We start from the raw sequence: 26,898 nt of genomic DNA on the forward strand, positions 1-26,898 counted from the left end.
TTATTCAGGTGTATTCCCGAGATGAGAATCGACGACCGGGCCGATCACAGTGGCTGCATCTGCATTGGTCATCTCGTTGTGGAAAACGTCGACATCGTGGATGACGATATCTCCTGTCACATACGGCCGCCATTCCTGCGGGGATCGAACAATTCCATCGCTCGCACCCTTCGTTGCGGAGAAGAACAAAACATCTCCGTCGAACACGTCCGGGATGAACTCGGCCATTATTCGAGTCGAGTTCTCGAATCCCGCATTGATACGTCGCAGATGATCGGCGGAAACGCCGGTCGTCTGTCCCAACGACTCGTCGAGTAGTTCGACGCCCCGTTCGTAGGTCAACGGCTCGGTCGAGTGCTGAGCCGTCAGATCGAGCCCCAATCCCGCAAGCAGGTTCTCGACGCTCAACGCTCCCTCGACCGCTTCGCCGTCGTGGCCGTCGACGTAGCTGTCCAACAGTGCGAGGGTGCGAACATCGCTGCCGGTGCTGCGCAGTTCCACCGCTATCGCATGAGCGAGCGAGCCGCCGAGCGACCACCCGAGCAGGTGGTACGGACCCACCGGCTGGACAGCGCGAATCTCGTCGGCGTAGCGGTGCGCGAGATCACGAATGGACCCGAACGTCGACCCTTCGACGATGCTCGGCAGCTGCAGGCCGTACACGGGACGGTCGTCGCTCAGATGCGAGACGAGACCGGCGTAGCCCCACGACAACCCGATTCCCGGGTGAACGCAGAACAACGGTGCCTTGGACCCGCTGCCGCGCAGCGGAATCACGACCCCGAACACCGAATCGAGATCCGCGCCCCCGGTTTCGGCATCCGCGGCGACCCGCGCTGCCAACCCTGCCGGTGTCGGATCGACGAACAGCGCTTGCAGCGGGACCCGCACTCCGATGGCGTTCTCGATGGCAGGCACGATCTTCGTGGCCACCAGCGACGTCCCGCCCAGCTCGAAGAAGTTGTCGTCCATGCCGACCCGATCGACTCCGAGAACCTGCGCGAACGCATCGGCGATCGCAGCTTCCACGTCGGTGGCCGGTGCCCGGTACGGAGTTGTCGACGTCGTCAGCTCCGGAACCGGCAGGGCCCGCCGATCGAGCTTGCCCACAGGCGTCAGCGGAATGTCGTCCAGCTCGATGATCGCCGACGGAACCATATGGCGCGGAAGCACTTTGGCGACTCGGTCTCGAAGTGCTTCGGTGTCGACCGATTCGCCGTCGGCCGCGAGAACGTAGGACACGAGGACGGTGTCACCCGACGCCGCCGTGTGCCCGATCGTGGCGGCGAATCCGACCTGGTCGTTCTCGGTGAGGGCGGAGTCGATCTCACCGAGTTCGATGCGGAAACCGCGCACCTTGACCTGGAAGTCACTGCGTCCGACGAACTCGACGGCCCCGGCACTTCCCCAGCGCACGACGTCACCGGTTCGATACATCCGGTCGCCAGGAGTGCCGAACGGATCGGCGACGAAACGCTCGGATGTCAGCCCGAAACGACCGAGGTATCCACGGGCGGTACCGGGACCGGCGATGTAGAGCTCGCCCGACACTCCGGCCGGAACCGGCCGCAGTCGTGCGTCGAGCACCTGGAACCGGAATCCGGTTCCAGGCCTGCCGACGTCCACTGTGCCACCGGGCACCAACGGTCCACCGACACTCGCCTGGATGGTGGTCTCGGTCGGACCGTAGCCGTTGAACATCTGGCGGCCCGGTGCCCATTTCGCCACCAACTCCGGAGTACAGGCCTCACCTCCGACGGCGAGGACCCGAACGTTGCCCAGACGTGTCTCGTCGATCGACGACAGCGCCGCGGGCGTCAGGAATGCATGCGTGACGTGTTCGGATTCGAGCAGGTCGGCCAAGTCGCCGCCGCCGAAGACTCCCGGCGGCACGATCACCACGGTGGCACCGACGCCGAACGCCATCGTCAGCTCGTAGATGGATGCGTCGAAACTCGGTGATGCGATGTGCGAAACACGCGAATCCCGAGTGGGGCGGAATCGCTCGAGCACCTCGGCCTGGAGGTTGGCCAAGCCACGGTGCCGCACTGCAACGCCCTTCGGGCGACCGGTCGAACCCGAGGTGTAGATCAGGTAGGCGGGGTGGTCGATGTGCAGGGTCGCCGTACGTTCGACATCGGTCACCGCGTCTGCCGGGTAGCGAGACAACTCCGCGGAAATTTCCGGATCGTCCAGAACCAGCCACGGGACGGTGTCGGGCAGCGATCCCCTGCTGTCGATGTCGGTCAGACCCATTGCGGCATGGGAATCTTCGAGCATGTGCGCGATTCGGTCCGCCGGGTAGTTCGGATCGACGGGCAGGAATGCGGCACCGGTCTTGGCCACGGCCCACACCGACAGCACCGACTCGATCGATCGAGGCAGAGCCAAGGCGACGAACGTCTCGGGCCCGACGCCGTAGTCGATCAGCATTCGAGCGATTCGGTTGGACCAGCTGTCCAGATCGGCGTAGGAAAGGCTGATGCCTCGGTAGGTGACGGCCACTGCGTACGGGTCGAGCGCGACCGCCGCCGCGAGCAACTCCGGCCATGTCCGGACTGCTGCGTCCGGGTTTCCTCGCGCCGGCACCAACGCGCGCTGCTCGTCGGCGCCCAGAATTTCGATGTCTCCGACCACCGCGTGCCGGTCGCGTCCGACGGCATCGAGAACTCGAATCAGTCGCGACGCGATGGCCTCGACGCTGGCCGCGTCGAACAGCGATGTGGCGTAGTCGAATGCGGCCTCGAAGCCGGACGGACGTCCCGCCTCGTCGAAGGTCTCGGACAGCAGCAACTGAAGATCCTGCTTGGCTACGGGAACGTCGAAGTCGAAGCCTTCGACGCGGAGGTCCGGGAGCTCGAGCGAGGCCTTCTCGTTGTTCTGGAACGACAGCGCGACCTGTGACAGCGGAGCGTATGCCGTCGACCGGGTGGGATTGAGAACCTCGACGATTCTCTCGAAGGGCATTTCGGTGTGATCGAACGCGTCGAGATCGTGTGCCTTGACCTGGTTCAGCAGATCGTCGAACGTCGCGGACTCGTCGACTCGGCTGCGCAGCACGAGCGTGTTGACGAACATACCCACGAGGTCGTCGAGAGCCGCGTCTCCGCGCCCGGCCACCGGGGTGGTGATCGCGATGTCGTCGGTGCCGCTCAAACGAGCCAGAACGACCGCGAACGCCGCGTGCAGCACCATGAACATGCTGACGTTCTGTTCGCGAGTGATGTCGACGAGCGTCCGATGGATGTCGGCGTCGACGGTGAAGCGAACTCGGCCACCGCGGAAGTCCTGAGTGGTCGGCCTCGGTCGGTCCGTCGGCAACGGCAGCAGGTCGGGAAGACCCGCGAGCGCGGTGGACCAGTGCTCGAGCTGAGCCGCTGCCACGCTCGACGGGTCCTGCTCGTCTCCGAGCAGCGAACGCTGCCAGATCGTGTAGTCGGCGTACTGGACGGGCAGCGGCTGCCAGTTCGGTGCCTTGCCTGCGCTGCGCGCCGAGTACGCGAGCACGACGTCGCGAGCGAGAGGTGCCATCGACGCGCCGTCGGCGGCGATGTGGTGCACCACCATGGCGAGTACGAAGACGGGATCCTCGGACGCGTCGACGCCTGCATCGAGCACCTCGAACAGCTCGACGTGCACCGGGATCTCGGTGGTGACGTCGAATCCTCGACCGGCCAACTGAGCGACGCGATCGGTCAGAACAGCGGCATCGATCCGTTCGGATTCGACCGCAGGCGCGACCTCGGCAGCCGGGTGCACGAGCTGCACCGGGAATTCCGGACCGTCGGGGAAGGTCGTGCGCAGAGATTCGTGGCGTCCCAGAACATCGACCACCGCGGCAGCCAGAGCAGCGGTGTCGAGCCGCCCGGTCAGTTTGACGACCAGCGGCACGTTGTACGCGGCCGACGAGGTGTCGAACTGGTTGATGAACCACATCCGCTGCTGAGCGAGCGAGAGCGGGATGTGCTCCGGGCGCGCCGCCGCAACGAGAGCCGGGCGCTGCGCGCGAGTGTCGGCAGTGCCGACTGCGCTCGCCAGTCCCGATACCGTCGGGGTCTCGAAGATCGTGCGGACACCGATGGAGGTACCGAACTCGGCGTTGACGCGAGCGATCACCCGCGTTGCGCTGAGCGAGTCACCACCGAGCTCGAAGAATCCGTCGTCGGCACCGACTCGATCCACCTCGAGAATCTCGGCGAAGACCGCCGCGACCGTCAGCTCGGCCGGCGTGCTCGGCTCTCGGTACGAGGTGGCCGAGCCGAACTCGGGTACGGGCAGTGCGGCGCGATCGAGCTTGCCCACCGGAGTGAGCGGAATCGACTCGAGCACGACGATGGCGCTGGGCACCATGTGCGACGGCAGCGCGGCGGCGAGATGGTCACGCAGAACCGCCGTGTCGAAGGTGTCGACCGCGTGTGCCGGGTCGTCCCCCGTCAGGCGCACGTACGCCACGAGAACAGTGGCACCGGTCGGCCCGGGAGTTCCGAAGGTGGCTGCGAAATCCACCGCGGGATGTGCCGAGAGGGCGGCGTCGATCTCGCCGAGTTCGATGCGGAAGCCGCGGACCTTGACCTGCGAGTCGCTGCGACCGACGTATTCGATGGTCAGATCCGGCGACCAGCGCACCACATCTCCGGTGCGGTACATGCGGGCACCGGGAGCACCGAACGGGTCGGCGACGAATCGTTCGGCCGTCAGCCCCATCCGGTCGTGGTAGCCGCGGGCCAGGCCGACACCTGCGAGATACAGCTCACCCGCGACCCCGACGGGAACCGGCTGCAGTCGCGAGTCGAGTACCACCTCGTACACACCCCGCACCGGCCCACCGATCGACACCGGCTCGCCGGCGACCATCGGTGCACTGATGTTGGACATGATCGTGGCCTCGGTCGGTCCGTACCCGTTGAACAGGTTGCGACCGGGAGCCCACTTGGTGACCAACTCGGACGGAACGGCCTCGCCGCCGACCACGACATCGGCGAACGTGTCGAGACCGGCCGGATCGACCGAGGCGAGGGCGGACGGGGTGATGAAGCCGTGAGTGACCGATTCCTCGGCCAGCAACGACGCCAGCTCGGCTCCGCCGTACACCGTGGGTGGAACGATCACCATCGTGGCACCGACGCCGAACGCGAGCAGGTACTCGAGTACGGACGCGTCGAAGCTGGGCGACGAAACATGAAGCGTGCGTGAGTCTTTCGTGACTCGATAGCGCTCGCGCTGCTCGGTCGCGAAGTTGTCGAGGCCGGAGTGGGTGACCACTACCCCCTTCGGTACACCCGTCGAACCCGACGTGTAGATCGTGTACGCCGCACTCGCGAGGGTGATGCGACCATGGCGTTCGTCATCGGCGACGGGCTCGTCGCTCACCGCGTTCGGACCGTCGGTGGCGAGGTCGTCCAGGACGATCCACGGCACGGTCGACGGCAGGTCGTCGAGGTGAGTGCGGGTGGTGACACCGAAGGTTGCTCCGGAGTCGGCCAGCATGTGCTCGATGCGATCGGCCGGGTAGTTCGGATCGACCGGTACGAAGGCAGCACCGGACTTCGCGACGGCCCAGACGGTCAACACCGACTCGATGGATCGTGCGATCCCGAGAGCGACGAACGTTTCGGTGCGGACACCGCGGCCGATCAGTATGCGAGCGAGCCGGTTCGACTGTCGATCCAGCTCTCGGTACGTCAACTCACCGTCGACGCTGCGCACTGCGATGGCGTCCGGGTCGACGGCAGCTGCGTCGGAGAAGATCTCCGGTAGCAATCGAGTCGATCGGCCTTCGAGGCCGAATACCGGAGCCAGAGAAGCGAATTCGGTGTCGGCCAGCAATCGCAGCCGAGCCAGTGGCTGCTGCTCGTCTGCCAGCACTGCGTCGAGCACCCGCTCGACCCGATCGACGATGGCGTGCACGTCTTCTAGCTCGAAGAGTTCGGGCAGGTACTTGGCCTTGAGGTTCAGGCGCTCGTCGACCGAAGACACCAGTGTCAGCGGATAGTGCGCCGCGTCGGTGCCGAGGATGTCCGTCACCTGCATACCTGCGAAATCCGTTGCAGCGGAGGCTCCGGCGCGATCGACCGGGTAGGACTCGAACACCGTCAGCGTGTCGAACGCGACGCCGGCTCCGGCCGCGCGCTGGATGTCGGTCAGACCGAGGTAATGGTGATCGAGCAGCGCTGCCTGTTCGGCCTGCACACGATCGACCAGAGCGCCGAGTGTCTCGACCCGATCGAGCGTGACCCGAACGGGAAGCGTGTTGATGAAGAGCCCGATCATGCCTTCGATGCCCGGAACCTCGGGCGGACGACCCGACACCGTGGCACCGAAGACGACGTCCTCGCGACCGGTCAGAGTGGCGAGCACGATGCCCCACGCGGTCTGAACGAGGGTGTTCAGAGTGGACCCGCGACGCGCCGCGAAATCGCGCAACGCCGCTGTGGTCTCGATCGACAACGACCGCTCGGTCTCGCTCGAGACAGTGGACAACTGACGACCCCGGTCACCGGTGACGAGCAGTGTCGGCTCCTCGACGCCGGCCATCGCACTGACCCACTGCGCGGTGGAGATGGCGACGTCGCGTTGCCGCATCCACGCGAGGTAGTCCCGATACGCGGGAACTCGCGGCAGCATCGAATCGTCGGACTCGGTGACGTAGAGGGTGATCAGTTCCTTGACCACCAGCGGCGTCGACCAGCCGTCGAGCAGGATGTGGTGGTTGGTCAGCAACAGTCGCCAGTGATCGTCGGCGAGGGTGATCAGCGTGAACCGCAGCAGCGGTGCCGAGTCCATCTCGAATCGCACGCCGCGATCGGCCGCGAGGACCGCTTCCAGGGCCGCATCGACATCGGCCTCGCCGCGGAGATCGACCTCGGACCACGGAACCGTGACCGAACTCTGCACGATCTGCAGAGATTCGCCGGTGCTGTTGTGCACGAACGCTGCTCGCAAGTTCGGATGACGAGAGACGAGCTTGTTCACGGCGGAATGCATCCGCTCGGCATCGACGACGCCGCGCAGCTCGAGACCGAGCTGCACCATGTAGGCGTCGACTCCCGCACTGTCGCTGCCGACCTCGCCTGCGAGACGGGCGTGGAAGAGCAGTCCGGCCTGCAGCGGCGACATCGACCACACATCGTCGAGATCGGGGAACTTCTTCTCGAGCACCTCGATGGAACGCTGATCGATGTCCACCAGCTCGAGGTCGGACGGGGTGAAGCCGCCCGCGCCCTCGGTCGAGGCGTGCTCGGTGATCGCGGTCAGTGCCTGCGTCCACAGTTCGATCAACCGATCGACCTCGTCCGCATCCAGGATGCCGGCCGGGAACGCGAAGGTGGCGTCGAGCTGGGGCCCGTCGGGTGTCGAGGTGGTGACGGCGTTGATGTCCAGCGCGGCCGGTACCGGCATGTCCGGGTTCTGTGCGTCGCCCAGTTCGGCGTCGGCCACAGGAATCCAGCCCACGTCTTCCATGCCCTCGGACGATCCGGTCGAGAAGCGCCCGAGGTAGTTGAAGCTGACCTGCGGAGCGGCGTAACCGGACAGTGCCTCGGTCCCGTCGGAGTCCAGGTACCGCAGCATGCCGTAGCCGATTCCGTGATCGGGGATCTCGAGCAGCTGTTCCTTGACGGCCTTGATCAAGGCTCCAGCGGAGTCGCCACCGGACAACGCGTCGGCGATGTCCAGGGAGCCGAGATCGAGTCGAACCGGGAAGATCGTGGTGAACCAGCCGACGGTTCTGCCGAGATCGGCTCCGGGCACCACGGCGTCTTCACGGCCATGGCCTTCGAGTGTGATCAACGCACTGCGAACCGAGGCTCCCCGTTCGCGACGCCACGCCGTCAGTGCCAATGCCAGCCCGGCCAGGAGACCGTCGTTGACGCTGCCGCGGAAGGCATTCGGCACCGCTGTCAGCAGTCGCTCGGTCACCTGGACCGGGAGCGATGTGCGGAGGCGCTGGACGGTCGCGTCGACATCGACGCGCTTGTCCAGTGGTCGCGAACCGATCGTCGGATCGTCACCGTTCAGAATGCGCTGCCACAGGCCGATTTCGTCGGCGCGGCCCGCGGTGACCTCGGTCAAACCGGTGGACCACCGTCGCATCGATGTGCCGATCGGTGCCAGCGCAGGCGTGTCGCCCGCGACGATCTGGCTCCAGGCCGTCGCCAGATCCGGGACGAGGATGCGCCACGACACGCCGTCGATCACGAGGTGATGTGCGACGACGAGCAGTCGGCCGGACCCGTTCGGGGCCTGGAACCACACCATCTGCACCATGACCCCGTCGGCGGGGACCAGTCGATCTGCTGCAGCGTCGAGTTCCGTTGCGGCACGGGAGGAGAATTCGGGACCGTCCACGGAATCGACCGAGACCGCGTGGATCACCGACGCGGCGGACACAGTGCCGATCGGAGTTACTTCCTCGTGCCAGATTCCGTCCGTGTCCTGGAACAGTCGCGATCGCAGCATGTCGTGACGATCGAGCACGGCCTGCACGGTGCGCTCGAGCGTGACGCTCTCGATACCGACCGGGAGCTGAAGCAGTGCCGTCTGGGTGTAGCGCCCGAAGTCGGTGCTGCGCTCCAACATCCAACGCACGACCGGAGTGAGGGGCAGCGGGCCGACTCCCCCACCGTCGAGTTCTTCCAGTACGACGACGTCGCCTCCGAGGACCACGACCTCGGCCAATGCCGCGACGGTCTTGCGCTCGAAGATGTCGCGCGGAGCCAGGACCAGACCGGCCGCCTTGGCGCGTGAGACAAGCTGGATGGACATGATGCTGTCGCCGCCGAGCGCGAAGAACGAGTCGTCGACGCCGACGGTGTCGAGGCCGAGGACGTCGGCGAACAATCCGGCGAGAATGGACTCGACTTCGGTTGCCGGCAAACGGCTCTCGGTGACATTGGCGGAGAAGTCCGGAGCCGGCAATGCCCGGCGGTCGAGCTTTCCGTTGGCGGTGAGCGGCAGCTCGTCCAGCACGATCAAAGCGGCCGGAACCATGTACGACGTCAGTGAGTGTCCGACGAATTCGAGAACGGCGGAGTGGTCGAGTGTTCGGCCCGCCTCGGCGACGACGTATCCGATCAGTCGATCACCGAATCCGTCGTCTCGAACCGAGACCACGGACGCCGCGACACCGTCGAACGCCAACAGCGCGCTTTCGATCTCGCCGAGTTCGATACGGAAGCCGTGCAGCTGCACCTGCATGTCGCTGCGGCCCAGGTACTCGAGCGCGCCGTCACGATTCCACCGTGCGGTGTCACCGGTGCGGTACATCCGGGCACCGGCTTCTCCGGCCGGATCTGCCACGAAACGGGTGGCCGACAGGCCGGCCCGGCCCAGGTATCCGCGAGAGAGCTGTGCCCCGGAGACGTACATTTCACCGGTGACGCCGGGTGGTACCGGATTGAGACGCGTGTCGAGAACGGCGACGCGCAGTGCGGGGATGGCCTGACCGATGACGCTGGCCGAGGCCGATGCCGCGAACTGCTCGGTCAAGGCCAGGTGGCTCACGTGGACTGTCGTCTCGGTGATGCCGTACATGTTGACCAGAGTCGGGGCGGACTCGTCGTGCCGGGCGTACCAGCGAGCCAACTGCCCGAGATCGAGTGCCTCGCCGCCGAAGATCACGTAGCGCAGCGAGAGATCGGAGTCCGTGGTGCCGGCGAGGTTTCCGGTGGCCACACGATCGGCTTCCGCGAACTGGTAGAACGCCGTCGGTGTCTGGTTGAGCACCGTGACCCGCTCGCGAACCAGCAACTCGCGGAACAGCTCCGGAGAGCGTGCCGTGTAGTAGTCGACGACCACGAGTGTTCCGCCGTGCAGCAGTGGTCCCCACAGCTCCCACACCGAGAAGTCGAACGCGTACGAGTGGAACATCGTCCAGACGTCACGATCGTCGAAGTCGAAGAGATCAGCGGTGTTCGCGAACAGCGTCGCCACGTTGCGGTGCGCGATCTGCACGCCCTTGGGGCGACCGGTGCTGCCCGAGGTGTAGATCACGTACGCGATGGAATCGGCGCTGGTGCCACCCGAACGGTCCGCGTCGGTCAGCGGGGCACCCGACATGCCGGCCAGCTCCGCGATCAGCTCGGGCGAATCGATCTCGAGGACATCGAGATCCGAGGCGGGCACCGCCGCACTGTCGGCAACAGTGGAGATCACACAGACGGGCGAGGCGTCTTCGAGCATGAACGCCAGCCGGTCCGCTGGGTAGGACACGTCGATCGGAAGGTAGCCGCCACCGGACTTGATCACCGCGAGCAGCGCGACGATCAGCTCCTCGTTGCGAGGCATCGCGACCGCTACCAGCGATTCCGAGGTCACACCGCGCTGTACGAGAAGCCGTGCGAGGCGGCTGGAGCGGTCGTCGAGCTCGGCGTAGGTCAGCGTGTGATCTCCGAAGACGACGGCGCGCGAATCGGGGAATCGCGCTGCGGCAGCTGCGAATCGATCGGCCAGCGTCGCATCGGATGCCACCCGGCCAGCGTGGTTCCAGTCATGCGTCATGGCGTCGAGCTCACCCGGCAGGAGCAGATCGATATCGCCGACTGCGCGCTCGGGATCGCTCGTCACGGAGGCGAGCACGGCACCGAATCGTGCCGAGAACTCCTCGACGGACGATTCCTCGAACAGGTCGGTGGCGTAGGTGATCGCGGCGCTCATCCCGGCCGGTGCACCGGCCTCGTCGAACTCCTCGGCGACGGTCAGTTGCAGGTCGAACTTCGCGATGTGAGCGTCGATGTCGACGGCTTCGACCGTGAGGTCCGGCAGTTCGAGCGTCGCGGACGTGTTGTTCTGGAACTCGAGAAGCACCTGGAACAACGGCGAGCGGTCGGTCGAACGAGCGGGGTCGAGAACGTCGACCAACCGCTCGAACGGCACATCGGTGTTCTCGAACGCTGCGAGATCGGCTGTGCGCGTGGCCCGAAGCAGATCGGTGAACGAAAGCTGCGGTGCCACCTCCGTGCGCAGAACCAGGGTGCCGACGAACATGCCGACCAGATCGTCGAGTGCGGCGTCACCTCGTCCGGCGATCGGCGTTCCGACAGCGATGTCCTCGGTGCCGCTGATGCGCGCCATCAGGATCGACCACGCCGCGTGGACGGCCATGAAGACGGTCGCCTCGTTGGCACGCGCGAGGTCGACCAGCCCGGCATGAGTGGTGCGGTCGATCTCGAACCGAACACTGTTGCCGCGCATGGACTGCCGAGCGGGCCGCGGGTGATCGAGCGGTAGCGGCAGAACATCGGGAAGATCCGCCAGGGCGGTCTTCCAGAAGTCCAACTGCTGCGCGGCGAGGGACGCGGGATCGGACTCGTCGCCGAGGACGGTGCGTTGCCAGAGTGCGAAGTCCGCGTACTGAACGTCGAGCGGTGTCAACATCGGAGCGCCGGCAGCCGCGCGAGAGCCGTAGGCGACCATGACATCTCGCGCCAGGGGTGCCATGGATGCGCCGTCGGCAGCAATGTGATGCACGACGATCGAGAGCACGAACTCGTCCGGTGCGATCCGGTACAGGACCGCGCGGAACGGTAGATCGGTCGAGACATCGAATCCTGTTGCGGCAGCGGCCGAGATGGCCGCAACGACCTCGGTGGCGTCCAGATCGACGACGGCGAGTTCGGTTCTCGCCGCCTGCACGTCGAGGATCTTCTGCTCAGGACGATCCCCGCGGGTGGGGAACACCGTGCGCAGCGACTCGTGACGTTCCAGAACGTCCCCGACGGCCGCGCTCATCGCGGCGATGTCGAGTCGACCCGTCAGTCTCACCGCAAGCGGGATGTTGTACGCCGCCGAGGTCACGTCGAACTGATTGATGAACCACATTCGTTGCTGCGCAAGCGACAACGGAATCGAATCCGGTCGCGGCTTCGCCACGAGTGCGGGACGGCGAAGGGTGCCGACCGGGTTGCTGAGCACTCGCACCGCAAGTGACTCGACGGTGGGAGCCTCGAACAATGCGCGGACGCTGATCGTGGTGCCGAGGGCGGAGTTGACGCGCGCAGTGAGTCTGGTGGCACTGAGCGAGTCGCCACCCAGATCGAAGAAGCTCGAATCGATTCCGACGCCGTCGATCCCCAGTACCTCGCCGAAGATATCGGCGATGACCTGCTCGGTGTCGTTCCGCGGTGCACGCGAGTCGCCCCCGAGATGGAGATCGGGTGCAGGCAGGGCATTGCGGTCCAACTTGCCTGCCGGTGTCAGCGGAATCGACTCCAGTGCGACGAAGGCCGTCGGGATCATGTGGGTCGGTAGAGAACTCGAGACATGAGTGCGCAGAGCTGCTGCATCGACCTGCTCACCGGACCTCGGGAGGACGTAGGCGACCAGAATGGTGTTGCCCGTCGGACCGTCGACACCCACGGTGGTGGCGAACTCGACCATCGGATGGTCGGTCAGGACGGCGTCGATCTCGCCCAGTTCGATGCGGAAGCCGCGCACCTTGACCTGGAAATCGCTGCGTCCGACGTACTCGAGCGTTCCCGACTCGGTCCACCGCACCACGTCGCCGGTGCGGTACATCCTGGAGCCGCTCTCGCCGAACGGATTCGCGACGAAACGGTCTGCGGTCAGACCGAATCGGCAATGGTAGCCACGAGCCAGTGCCGGGCCGGCGAGATAGAGCTCACCCACGACCCCGACCGGAACGGGATGCAGTCGTGCGTCGAGGACCACCTCGCTGAAACCGATTGTCGGAGAACCGATGTCGATGGCGGAGTCGACGTCGAGTCGATCACTGATGGACGAGAAGATCGTCGCCTCGGTGGGACCGTACGCGTTGAACATCCGACGGCCCGGTGCCCAGCGAGCCACGAGCTCGGGCGGACACACGTCGCCACCGGTGGCCACCACGGCCAACTCGGTCAGGCCGTCCGGATCCACCGATGCCAGCGCGGCGGGCGTGACGAACGCGTGCGTGACGTGCTGTGCTGCGAGCAGTTCGGCCAACTCGGTGCCGCCGTAGACGGAGGTCGGCGCGATGACCATGGTCGCGGCACCGGAGAACACCATCAGCAGTTCCAGGATGGAGGCATCGAAGCTCGGAGACGCGAACGCGAGAACCCGAGCACCCGGGGTCACCTCGAAGCGAGTCCGCTCCTCCTCGGCCAGATTCGCCAGCCCGCGGTGGGTGACGGTGACGCCCTTGGGAACACCCGTCGAGCCCGAGGTGTAGATCAGGTACGCGAGCTGATCGATGTGCGTCGGGCGAATTCGGTCGCCGTCGCGAACCGGGGCGGTCGAGTGACCGGCGAGTTCGGTGCGCGTGTCGTCGTGGTCGAGCACGGTCCACCGAGCAGAGCCGAGACCGGAGACCGCGGCCTCGTGCTCGGACAGGGTCAGACCGATCGACGCGTTCGAGTCGACGAGCATGTGTTCGACGCGATCGCGCGGGTAGCTCGGATCGATCGGCAGGAATGCCGCCCCGGTCTTGGCGACTGCCCAGATGCCGAGTACGGATTCGACGGACCGTGGCAGAGCCAGTGCAACGACAGTTTCCGGGCCGGCACCGCGAGCGATCAATGTTCGGGCGAGAGCAGACGATTGCGCGTCGAGTTCGGCATAGTCCACGGTGCGGCCGTCGCTCCACAGAGCGGTGCCCTGCGGGTCGACTGCGGCAGCGTCGGTGAAGATATCGGGAAGCAGTCGAGCATCCGACGATGCCGGTCCACGAACCGGTGCCACCCGGCGCAATTCGTCCTCGGACAGCAACGAGAGCGATCCGACGCGTCGACCGGTGTCGGTTGCGATGGCCTCGAGAACACGCACGATTCTGTCGACCGTCGCCGCAACGACGCTGTGCTCGAACAACTCCGGCAGGTACTTCGCCTCGATGTGCAGCCGGTCGTCGACCATGGCGACCAAGGTCAGAGGATACTGCGCGGTGTCGCTTCCGTCGTGTACGTCGTGCACCCGCATTCCGGCGAGGTCGGTTTCCGCCGACAACCCCGCGCGGTCCATCGGGTACGACTCGAACACCGTCAGGGTGTCGAAGGAGACGGCCGGTCCGACTGCTCGCTGAATGTCGGTGAGGCCGAGGTAGTGGTGATCGAGTAGCGTGGCCTGTTCGGACTGCACCCGTTCGAGGTACTCACCGAGTGTCTCCGACGGATCGAGCACGATCCGGACCGGCAGAGTGTTGATGAACAACCCGACCATCGACTCGATGTCGGAGACCTCCGGCGGGCGTCCGGACACGGTGGCACCGAACACGACGTCGGAGCGTCCGGTCAGAGTGCCGAGAACCAGCGCCCAGGACGCCTGGACCATGGAGTTGATCGTCACGCCACGGGCGCGAGCGACGCTGCGCAAGCGGTTCGTCTGCTCCACATCGAGTGAGACCAACGAGCGGCCCGCCAACGTCGATTCCTGGCGTCGGCTCTCGACCGGCGTCAACAGCGTCGGCTCGGACAAACCGGCGAGAGCGTTCGTCCACGCTTCGAGAGCCGACGAGCGATCACGCTTGGCCAGCCACGACAGGTAGTCGCGGTAGGCCGGAACTCGTGGGAGCACGGTCTCGTCACCGTCGACCACGTAGAGCGTCAGCAGGTCCTTGAGCAACAGCGGCGTTGACCAGCCGTCGAGCAGGATGTGGTGGTTGGTCATCACCAGGCGCCACTCGCCCGGTGCCACGGTGATGAGCATGAAGCGCAACAGAGGTGCCTGTGCCATGTTGAATCGAGTGGCACGGTCCTCGTGTTCGATGCGATCGAGCTCGAGGGCTCGATCCTCCGGATCCAGTCCGGTCAGGTCGATCGACGACCAGGGGGCATCCACGTCGTGGTGGACGATCTGAATCGACTCGCCGTCGCTGTTGTGCACGAAAGCGGTCCGCAGGTTCGCGTGTCGACGCAGCAGCCCCCGAGCAGCACGCCGGAACCGCGCCTCGTCGACGCTTCCGCGCAACTCCAGCACCAGTTGGACGATGTAGGCGTCGACGGACTGATCCGACAGCTCGGCGTGGAAGAGCAATCCGGCCTGCAGCGGCGTCATGGACCAGATGTCGTCCAGCGTGGGATAGACCCGTTCGAGGTCGTCGATGGAACTCTGATCGAGCCGCACCAGATCGAGGTCGGAGGGCGTGAAGCCACCGGCCCCCGGTCGCTGGGCCAGCTGCGTCAGCGAGGTCAGGGCCTGACGCCACAGCTCCGCCAGCTCGGTGACCTCGTCCGCGTCGAGCACACCGGTGGGGAAAGCGAACGTCGCCTCGAGCCGCGGGCCGGTCGGCGTTGCGGTGGTGACGGCATTGATGTCGAGAACGGCTGCGACCGGCAGATCCTCGTCCTGCGAATCGCCGACACCGGAGTCGTCGACCGGAAGCCAGCCGTGTCCGCGAAGCTCGTCGGGAACATCGGTGCTGTAGCGCCCGAGATAATTGAAACTGATCTGGGGAGCCGGGAAGTCACGCAGTGCAGCGGCACCGTCCTCGTCCAGGTAGCGGAGCATGCCGTAGCCGATACCGTGGTCCGGAACGGCCAGCAGCTGCTCCTTGACCGACTTGATCAGACGCGCTGCGTCGACGCCGCCTGCGAGTGCGTCGTCCAGATCCAGATCGGCGAGGGTCAGCCTGAGCGGGTAGATCGTGGTGAACCAACCGACGGTCCGGCCGAGATCTGCACCGGGCACCACGTGGTCCTCGCGGCCGTGACCCTCGAGCGAGATGAGAGCGTCGTCGACGACCACTCCCCGACCACGTCGCCATACCGCCGTGGCGAGGGCGAGAGCCGCGAGCAGGCCGTCGTTGACGCTGCCGTGGAACGCGTCGGGCAGTGCCGTCAGTAGCCCCTCGGTGACGTCGGTGGACAGTGTCATTTCGACCTTGTCCACTGTTCGGTAGACGTCGATCTCGCGATCGAGTGCTCGTGATCCGATGAGTGGATCCGGTTGTGCCAGAACGTCGCGCCAGATCGCCAGTTCGTCGCCGCGGGTGGCGGTGACCTCACGCAAACCGTGCGACCAACGACGCATGGAGGTGCCGACCGGAGCCAGCTCGGGAGTGCTTCCGCCGATGATCTGGGCCCACGCCGACGCGAGGTCGGGAACCAGGATTCTCCAGGACACGCCGTCGACGACCAGGTGGTGGGCGACGACGAGCAGACGGCTCCCCTCGGAGCCGGCGTCGAACCACACCATCTGGATCATGACACCGGCATCGGGTGCCAGCCGGCCGACTGCTGCTTCTGCCTCGGCGTTTGCCTGCTCCGAGAACTCCTGTCCCCGAACGGTTGTCGAGGTCACGCGGTGCACGACCGAGTTCGCCGAGACCGATCCGACGGGAAGAACCTCCATCGCGGGGTGCTCACCCCGGTGCAGGACACCGCGAAGCATGTCGTGGTGATCGAGGACCGTCTGGACGGTGGCTTCGAGCACATCGAGTTCGATGTCGACCGGAAGTGTGAGAACCGCCGTCTGCGTGTGCTTGTCGAGAACGTCCGTCCGATCGAGCATCCACGCCACGATCGGAGTCAGAGGTACATCGCCCACGCCGCCGCCGGGCAACTCTTCCAGTACGAGAGGTGCGGTGCCGTCCGAGGACGCGACCACCTCGGCGAGCGCCGCAACCGTCTTGTGCTCGAAGACATCTCGTGGCGACAGAGACAGTCCGGCCGCCTTGGCGCGCGAGACCAACTGAATCGACATGATGCTGTCGCCGCCGAGGGCGAAGAACGAATCGTCGACGCCGACACGGTCGAGTCGAAGCACCTCGGCGAACAGTCCGGCCAACGTCTTCTCGACCGCATTGTCCGCGTCGCGACCGGACGTGACCTGAGCGGACCAATCGGGTTCGGGGAGTGCGGTGCGGTCGAGTTTGCCTGCCGGAGTCAGAGGAATGGACTCCAACATCACGAACGCAGAGGGCACCATGTGCGCAGGCAGCATCGAACCGGCATGCTCACGCAACGCATCGACCTCGAGAACCGTACCGGCCACCGGCAACACATACGAGACCAACACCGTACTGGCGGCTCTTCCGGTCGCTCCTGCAGGCTCCGCTCCTGCCGCCCTCTCACGCCCGATGGTGACCACGAAATCGACACCGGGCACCGCAGCCAACACCGAATCGATCTCACCCAACTCGATCCGGAAACCACGCACCTTCACCTGAAAATCGCTACGCCCCACATACTCCAACGCACCCGAGGCATTCCACCGCACCACATCACCGGTGCGATACATCCGCGAACCCGCAGCACCGAACGGATCGGCCACGAACCGCTCCGCCGTCAAACCCAACCGCGCGTGATACCCACGAGCCAACGCCGGACCCGCCAGATACAACTCACCCACCACACCGACGGGCACCGGATTCAACCGCGAATCCAACACCACCTCAGCGAAACCGATCGTCGGCGAACCGATATCGACCGACTCCCCCACCACCAACGCCGACGAGATCGACGAGAAAATCGTCGCCTCCGTCGGACCGTACGCATTGAACATCCGCCGACCCGGCGCCCACCGCGCCACCAACTCCGGCGCACACACATCACCACCGGTCACCACCACCTGAACCGAGTCCAACCCCACCGGATCCACCGACGCCAACGCCGCAGGCGTGACGAACGCATGCGAGACCCGCTCCTCGGCGAGCAACGACGCCAACTCCACCCCACCGAACACCAACGGCGGAGCGATCACCATCGTCGCCCCACCCGAGAACGCCAACACGAACTCGAGAATCGACGCATCGAAACTCGGCGACGCGAACGCCAACACCCGCGACGACGGACCCACACCGAACCGAACCCGCTCCTCGGCAGCCAAGTTCCCCACACCACGATGAGTGACCACCACACCCTTGGGCACACCCGTCGACCCCGACGTGTAAATCAGATACGCCGCATCATCGAGCCGCAACACACCCGAACGCTCCACATCCAACACCGGAGCAGACGACCGAAACGCCAGATCCGCCACCACATCCGGATCATCGAGCACCACCCACGACACCCCACCCACACCCGAGAGCGCACCCACATCCGCACCCAACGTCACACCCACCACAGCACCCGAATCGACCAACATGTGCTCGATCCGATCCACCGGATAATTCGGATCCACCGGCAAGAACGCACCACCGGCCTTCGCCACCGCCCACACCGCCACCACAGACTCCACCGACCGCGACAACGCCAACGCCACGAACGACCCCGGACCCACCCCACACGACATCAACATCCGCGCCAACCGCGACGACGCCGCATCCAACTCACCATACGAAACAGACCGCGACCCCGACACAACCGCAACACCACCGACACCAGCAACACCCACCGCACCAGCCAACAACTCCGGCAACACCACACCCACCACAGACCGCGGACCACGAACCGGAGCCAACGAGTCGTACTCGTTGGCAGACAGAATCTCGATGTCACCGACTCGGATGGACGGCGTTGCTGTCACGGCGTCGAGGATCCGTACGAGGCGATCGGCGAGAACCCGGACGGTGTCTGCATCGAACAGTTCTGTGGCGTAGCGGAATCCGGCTTCCATGCCGACCGGTGCGCCGGAACTGTCGAATTCTTCCGAGACCGTCAACTGCAGGTCGAAGTTGGAAATGTCGTTGGGTAGCTCGATGCTCTCGATCGACAGTCCGGGCAACGTCACCGTCGGTCGGTCGGTCTGCTGGAACTCGAGCATCACCTGGAACAGCGGCGCATGGGCAGTCGACCTCGCGGGATCGACCGCATCGACCACTCGCTCGAACGGGACATCCGAATGAGTGAACGCGGCCAGGTCGACCGAGCGAACCTCCGAGAGCAGGTCCTCGAACCGTGTCGAGCCGGGCACCTGGGTGCGCAGAACGAGGGTGTTGACGAACATGCCGACGAGCTCGTCGAGTGCGGCGTCTCCTCGGCCCGAGATCGGCGTTCCGACCGAGATGTCCTCGGTGCCCGAGAGTCGGGCCAGAAGGACGGCCAGAGCCGCGTGCACGATCATGAACGCGCTGGAATTGTGCTCGGCGGCAACAGCAGCAAGACGAGCATGGATTGCGGCGTCGATCTCGAAGGAGACGCTGTCGCCACGCAGGGATGCGACCGCGGGACGCGGGCGATCGGTCGGCAACGCCAGGACCTCGGGGCTGCCGGACAGTGTGTCGACCCAGTAGGCGAGCTGCTTGGCCATCATCGACTCGGGATCGGACTCCGCACCGAGGAACCGGCGCTGCCACAGCGCGTAATCGGCGTACTGCACCGGCAACGGTTCCTGGCTCGGTGCGTGTCCTGCGGCGCGGGCGCTGTAGGACACCATCAAGTCACGGGCCAGCGGAGCGCTGGAGAACCCGTCGGAGGAGATGTGGTGCACCACCATCACGAGCACGTGCTCGTTCTCGCGAACCCGAACCAGTCGGACCCGCAGCGGAACATCCGCCACGACGTCGAAACCCGAGCCGGCGACGTCGGCGATCAACTCGAGAACGTGACGCTCGTCGTTCGCGTGAATCGGCGTCAGATCCGGCAGTGCCGATGCCACGTCGAGGATGGACTGCGCGGGAACGTCGTCGGTCAGCGGGAACATCGTGCGCAGCGACTCGTGCCGGCTCAACACGTCACCGATGGCCGAGTGCATCGCGTCGACATCGAGCACACCACTCAGGCGCATGGCGAATGCGACGTTGTAGGCAGCCGACTCGGTGTCGTACTGATTGATGAACCACATTCGCTGCTGCGCGAGCGACAGCGGCACCACATCCGGGCGCTCCTGCGGAACCAGTCGAGGGGCAGCCGCAGCGTCGTGCTCGCCGATGTCGATGCCTGCCGACAACGCTCGCACCGTGGGGGCGTCGAACAGATCCCTGATGCCGATGTCCGTTCCGAGGGCCGCGTTGACGCGCGCGACCAAACGCATCGCGATCAGCGAGTTGCCACCGATCTCGAAGAAACTCGACGTGACACTGACCTGAGCGATACCGAGTAGATCACCGAAGACACCGGCGACGATCTCTTCTACCGGGTTCTCCGGGCCGAAGAACTCCGACGCGGCGACGGTGAATTCCGGCGCAGGCAATGCCTTGCGATCGAGTTTGCCGCTGGCGTTGACCGGCAGCGAGTCCAGTACCACCACGTGTGAGGGCACCATGTACCCCGGCAGGCGGCGCGAGGCTTCGGCCGTCAGCTGTGCGGGGTCGACGGCGGAGCCGGGTGCACCGACCACGTAGGCCACGAGGGTCTCACCGGTGTTCGGGTCCTTGTGCACCAACGCGACCGCCTGTGCGACCGACTCGGATCGAAGGAGAACCGATTCGATCTCGGGTAGTTCGATGCGCAGGCCGCGCAGCTTGACCTGGAAGTCCGTTCGGCCGATGTACTCGAGTTCGCCGTCGGCGCGCCAGCGCACCAGATCGCCTGTGCGATAGAGCCTCTCGCCGGGCTCGCCGAACGGATCCGCGACGAAGCGATCCGCTGTGAGGTCGCCGCGACCGACGTACCCACGAGCGAGTTGCACGCCGGCGAGATACAGCTCGCCGGGAGCACCGATGGGAGCCGGTCGCAACGAGGCGTCGAGCACGTACAAGCGTGTGTTCCACACCGGTGCGCCGATGGGGATCGAGACGGCGTCGCGGCCGGTCACGTGGTAGTAGCTGACGTCGACGGCCGCTTCGGTCGGGCCGTAGAGGTTGTGCAGTTCTGCGTTGGAGAACTGCGCGAACTGTGCCGCGGTGGCAGGCGGAAGTGCCTCGCCACTGCAGAAGACGAGTCGGAGCGAGACACATTCCGCAGCTCGTCCACCTGCCGCGAACACCGCGAGCATGGACGGTACGAAGTGCGCGGTGGTGATGTGCTCGTCCGCGATGATGCGGGACAGGTAGACCGGATCGCGGTGTCCGTCGGGTTCGGCCACGACGAGCTTGGCACCGACCTGCAGGGGCCAGAAGAATTCCCACACCGAGACGTCGAACGTGGCCGGTGTCTTCTGCAGAACGGTGTCCGCAGGCTCGAGGTGATACTCGTGCTGCATCCACAGCAACCGATTCACGATGGCCGAGTGCGTGACTGCAACACCCTTGGGTCGACCGGTCGAACCGGAGGTGTAGATGACGTACGCGGTGTTGGAGCCGTGCAGTCTTCCCAGTCGATCCGAATCGGTGACAGAGGTGTGGTCGCGATCGGACACGTCGAGCAGATCGACGGCGAGGACCGGAGTTGCGACCGGGATGTTGATCCAGTCGCGGCTCGTGGTGAGGATGCACACAGGCTGGGCGCTGGAGAGGACGTAGGACGAACGCTCGACCGGATGGTCCGGGTCGATCGGCACATAGGCACCACCGGCCTTGACGATCGCGTACATGCCGACGAGCAGGTCGATCGACCGTCGGATCGCGAGGCCGACGTGCGATTCGGTCGTCACGCCGAGCGAGATCAGATGTCGCGCGAGCTGATTCGCACGTTCGTCCAGTTCGAGATAGGTGATGTGCTCGTCCTCGAACACCAACGCGGTCGAGTACGGGCTGCGCTGCACCTGTCGGTCGAACAGACTGCTGAGCGTCATGTCGACGTCGCCGGCCGGGATGTGCTGGTGGACCGGAGGTTCGATCAGCCGTGCGGTGTCGTTCCACTCGAACAGGACGAGTTCCCGCTCTGCGGCGGACAGGATGTCTATGTCACCGGTGCGTACGTCCGTCGACGCCCCGATGGTCGACACGATCCGCAGGAAGCGATCGACGAACCGGTCGATGGTTTCGGGGTCGAACAGATCTGTGGCGTAGGTGAACGAGGCCGACAGTGCCCCGGACGGATCCACGGGCTCCTGATCCACGCGCAGCTGCAGATCGAATTTGGCTGTGTCGGTGCTGATCTCCTCGAAATCGACGGTGAGATCGGGTAGCTCCAACGTGACAGCTGCATTGTTCTGGAACTCGAGGAGAACCTGGAACAGCGGCGAGTGGTCGGTCGACCTGACCGGATCGAGTACGTCGACCAGTCGCTCGAACGGGATGTCGGTGTTGTCGAAGGCGGCGAGGTCGGAGCGACGAGTGTCGGCGAGCAGTTCGGCGAAGGTCGCTCGAGGCTCTACCTGCGTTCGCAGCACGAGGGTCCCGACGAACATGCCCACGAGGTCGTCGAGGGCCGCGTCGCCGCGACCCGCGATCGGAGTGCCGACAGCGATGTCCTGAGTGCCGCTCAGCCGCGCGAGCAGCAATGCAAGCGCGGAATGTACGACCATGAACAGCGTCGAGTCGTGTTCGGCAGCAACCGAACTCAACCGAGCGGCGACATCGGCGGGAATCGTGAACGGGGTGACGCTGCCACGCATCGACTGCCGGGTGGGCCGCGGGCGATCGAGTGGCATCGGCAGCACGTCCGGCAGGTCTGCCAGAGCCGTCTGCCAGAACTCGATCTGCCGCGACGCCACCGACGTGGAGTCGCTCTCGTCGCCGAGAACGGCGTGCTGCCACAGTGCGAAGTCCGCGTACTGAACGGTGAGTGGCTCCCACGCCGGAACCGAACCGGCGGAGCGGGCGCCGTAGGCGACCATCACGTCTCGGGCCAGCGGTGCCATCGACGCACCGTCAGCCGCAATGTGGTGGACGACGATGGAGAGCACGAAGCTCTCCGGGCCGGTCCGGTACAGCACCGCGCGGAACGGAAGATCGACCGTGACGTCGAATCCTGTTGTCGCAGCAGCACGGACGAGCTCATCGACCGAACCGGCGTCGACGTCGACCACGTCGAGGGGGAGCTTCGATCCGGTGACGTCCTCGACGGGTGCGATGACCTGGTTCGGCAGATCGCCCACAGTCGGGAACACCGTGCGGAGCGACTCGTGCCTGGACAGGACGTCGCCGACGGCAGCAGCCATCGCACTCACGTCCAGACGACCGGTCAGGCGCACGGTGAGCGGAATGTTGTACGCGGGCGAGGACACATCGAACTGGTTGATGAACCACATCCGCTGCTGCGCGAGAGACAGCGGGATGGAATCGGGCCGGTCGACGGGGACGAGCGCCGGGCGGCGATGCAGCGACGCGCCCTTGGCTTCGGCACGTTCCGCCAGAGTCCGAACCGTCGATGCCTCGAACAGATCCAGCACCTTCAGATCGGTTCCGAGAGCCGAATTGACCCGTGCGATCAAACGCGTGGCCACGAGGGAGTTTCCGCCGAGATCGAAGAAGCTGTCGGTGACACCGACCCGATCGACCTCGAGAACGTCGCAGAACACGGACGCCACCGCGGCCTCGTATTCCGTTTCCGCGGCCTCGAATGCACCCTGTGAACCGAGTTCGGGTTCGGGGAGTGCGGTGCGGTCGAGTTTGCCTGCCGGAGTCAGAGGAATGGACTCCAACATCACGAACGCAGAGGGCACCATGTGCGCAGGCAGCATCGAACCGGCATGCTCACGCAACGCATCGACCTCGAGAACCGTACCGGCCACCGGCAACACATACGAGACCAACACCGTACTGGCGGCTCTTCCGGTCGCTCCTGCAGGCTCCGCTCCTGCCGCCCTCTCACGCCCGATGGTGACCACGAAATCGACACCGGGCACCGCAGCCAACACCGAATCGATCTCACCCAACTCGATCCGGAAACCACGCACCTTCACCTGAAAATCGCTACGCCCCACATACTCCAACGCACCCGAGGCATTCCACCGCACCACATCACCGGTGCGATACATCCGCGAACCCGCAGCACCGAACGGATCGGCCACGAACCGCTCCGCCGTCAAACCCAACCGCGCGTGATACCCACGAGCCAACGCCGGACCCGCCAGATACAACTCACCCACCACACCGACGGGCACCGGATTCAACCGCGAATCCAACACCACCTCAGCGAAACCGATCGTCGGCGAACCGATATCGACCGACTCCCCCACCACCAACGCCGACGAGATCGACGAGAAAATCGTCGCCTCCGTCGGACCGTACGCATTGAACATCCGCCGACCCGGCGCCCACCGCGCCACCAACTCCGGCGCACACACATCACCACCGGTCACCACCACCTGAACCGAGTCCAACCCCACCGGATCCACCGACGCCAACGCCGCAGGCGTGACGAACGCATGCGAGACCCGCTCCTCGGCGAGCAACGACGCCAACTCCACCCCACCGAACACCAACGGCGGAGCGATCACCATCGTCGCCCCACCCGAGAACGCCAACACGAACTCGAGAATCGACGCATCGAAACTCGGCGACGCGAACGCCAACACCCGCGACGACGGACCCACACCGAACCGAACCCGCTCCTCGGCAGCCAAGTTCCCCACACCACGATGAGTGACCACCACACCCTTGGGCACACCCGTCGACCCCGACGTGTAAATCAGATACGCCGCATCATCGAGCCGCAACACACCCGAACGCTCCACATCCAACACCGGAGCAGACGACCGAAACGCCAGATCCGCCACCACATCCGGATCATCGAGCACCACCCACGACACCCCACCCACACCCGAGAGCGCACCCACATCCGCACCCAACGTCACACCCACCACAGCACCCGAATCGACCAACATGTGCTCGATCCGATCCACCGGATAATTCGGATCCACCGGCAAGAACGCACCACCGGCCTTCGCCACCGCCCACACCGCCACCACAGACTCCACCGACCGCGACAACGCCAACGCCACGAACGACCCCGGACCCACCCCACACGACATCAACATCCGCGCCAACCGCGACGACGCCGCATCCAACTCACCATACGAAACAGACCGCGACCCCGACACAACCGCAACACCACCGACACCAGCAACACCCACCGCACCAGCCAACAACTCCGGCAACACCACACCCACCACAGACCGAGGACCACGAACCGGAGCCAGGCGCGCTCGCTCGGCGGTGGACAGCAGATCCACATCGCCTATCGGCAGATCGGGCTCGTCGGTCGATGTGTCGAGAACGCGGACGAGGCGGCGGGCGAGTTGAGCCGTGCTCGCGGCATCGAACAGTTCTGTGGCGTAATCGAAAACGACGGTGCCAGAATCGGACTCGTCGACGGTCACGACCAGATCCATGCCGACTCCGCCACGCGGCAGTGCGGACGGACCGAACCGGAGCGCAACCTGAGCGAGGGGGCTGTGCGATTCCGTTCGAGGCAGATTCAAGGCCTGAACGACGTCGTCGAACGACGTGTCACCGTGTGCCATCGCCGCATCGAAGTCGGCTGCGGACGCATCGACGAATTCGGTGAACGACTGCCGAACGTCGGGTCGGCTTCTTAGCGCGACGGTGTTTCCGTGACCCGCGGGTACGGCTATCACCAGGTCGTCGGTGTTCGCCAGTCGCGAAAGCAACACGGCGAGAGCAGATTCGAGGACCACGAACGGCGTCGTGGAACGTTCTGCCGCCAATCGAGTCACTCCGGACCACGTTTCGGATCCGATCGTCACCTCGTGGGATGCGCGAACGTGACCGATGTGCGAGGCGCGCGAGCGGTCGGTCGGAAGATCGAGGAGATCGGGGGCATCGGCGAGCCGGTCGGTCCAGTAGGCGAGCTGGGTTGCAGCGCGCCGCCGGCGCTGGCCCTCGCGTGCGCTGACCGGATGGACGTCCAGAACAGCAGTCTCGGGCCCGGCCGCGATGAAGGCTTCCACCATGTCGACGAAGCTCGAGTGGTGCGCGGTGAGGTCGTCGTCGTCGTACCGGTTGGGGTTGGCCCTGAAATCGACGAACGTCCGGGCCGGAGATCCGCTCTGATAGACGTTGACCAGGAGATCCTCGACCGGACCCGAGGTCACGATGTTGAACTCGCCGACGATCGACCCGAGTTCGATCTGCTGATGGAACAGCATCATGTTGACCATCGGGCCGGACAGCTGCTTGTCGCTACCCGAGGCCGCCAGCTCGCGCCGAATGTCCTCGATGCTGAAGCGCTGGTGCCGCAGCGCTCCCATCAGTTCGAGCTGCACCTGCTGTACCAGCTCGCCGACGGTCGCGTCCTGGGGCACGTGGATCGAAATGGGGGCGACGTTGACGAGCATTCCGCCGGATCGGCGAAGCAGCGCGGTGGTGCGCGCGGATACCGGGATGTTGACCGAGACGTCTTCTCGGCCGGTCATTCGCGAGAGGTAGCAGCCGAAAGCGGCGATGAACACCGCAGCCGCGGTTCCACCCTTGGTCGCGTCGGACGCCTCGAGCTCGGCGACGACGTCCTCCGGGAGAGCGACGCTGCGCAACTTGCTGGCAGCAATCGTGCGACCGGCCGTGTTGGACAGAGAAGCTCCGTCCTGGATATCCGCGGCGCGAGCAGTCCAGTACGCCTTGTCGGACTCGAAGCGCGACGACGTCCGGTATTCCTGATCGAGCTCGTAGAGTCGGCGAAGCTCGGCCGCCTTGTTGGGAGCAGGCTCGACGTGTTCGACGGCCGCTGTGTACAACGCGGCGGTCCGGTTGACGAGAGTCATGGCACCGTAGCCGTCGAGTGCGACGTGGTGAATCTTGCTGTACCAGAGGTTGCGATCGTCCTCGACCTGAATGATCCAACTGTCGACGAGGGGATCGTGTTCCATGTCGACGGGCTTGACGTAGTTCTCGTCGATCCACCTCAGCGCCGACGCCATCGGGTCCTCGGCATCACGCAGATCGAGGTAGTGCACCGACTGGTCGATGGAGTGATCGACCAGCTGTACGGGTTCGCCGTCCACCTCGGCCAGTCGGAGATATGCGGACTGGAACTCGTGTCCGGCCTGAGCCGAGGCCTCTTGCAGAACGCCGATGTCGAGGTTGCCGCGAAGGTCGACATATTGTGCGATACAGACCGGGACGTCAGGGGCAAGCTGCTGAGCGAACCACATGCCGCGCTGAGCGGACGACAGCGGGAAACCGTTCTCGAAGCCGGGGCCTGTCGGGGGCGTCTGAGATCCACCGGAAATTGCTGCGCGCATTCACTTGCCCTTCGACGGCACGGTCACGATGGCCGACATCGGGTCGGTGGACCCGGAGAC

The 26,898-nt window shown here is 65.3% G+C and carries 1 protein-coding gene; it reads right to left on the bottom strand.

The features are described 5' to 3' along the window. Positions 1 to 26,838, bottom strand: a complete 26,838-nt coding sequence (locus QM615_RS00750) for a non-ribosomal peptide synthase/polyketide synthase (protein WP_149405760.1) — start codon at positions 26,836 to 26,838, stop codon at positions 1 to 3. Positions 26,839 to 26,898 lie beyond the last annotated feature (60 nt).

It is taken from the genome of Rhodococcus sp. IEGM 1341, from assembly GCF_030056895.1.
In the GTDB taxonomy this organism is placed as follows: domain Bacteria; phylum Actinomycetota; class Actinomycetes; order Mycobacteriales; family Mycobacteriaceae; genus Rhodococcoides.

What these genes read in the sequence shown, in the direction of transcription:
- QM615_RS00750 (WP_149405760.1), bottom strand. Translation starts at nt 26,838, where the DNA reads ATGCGCGCAGCAATTTCCGGTGGATCTCAGACGCCCCCGACAGGCCCC.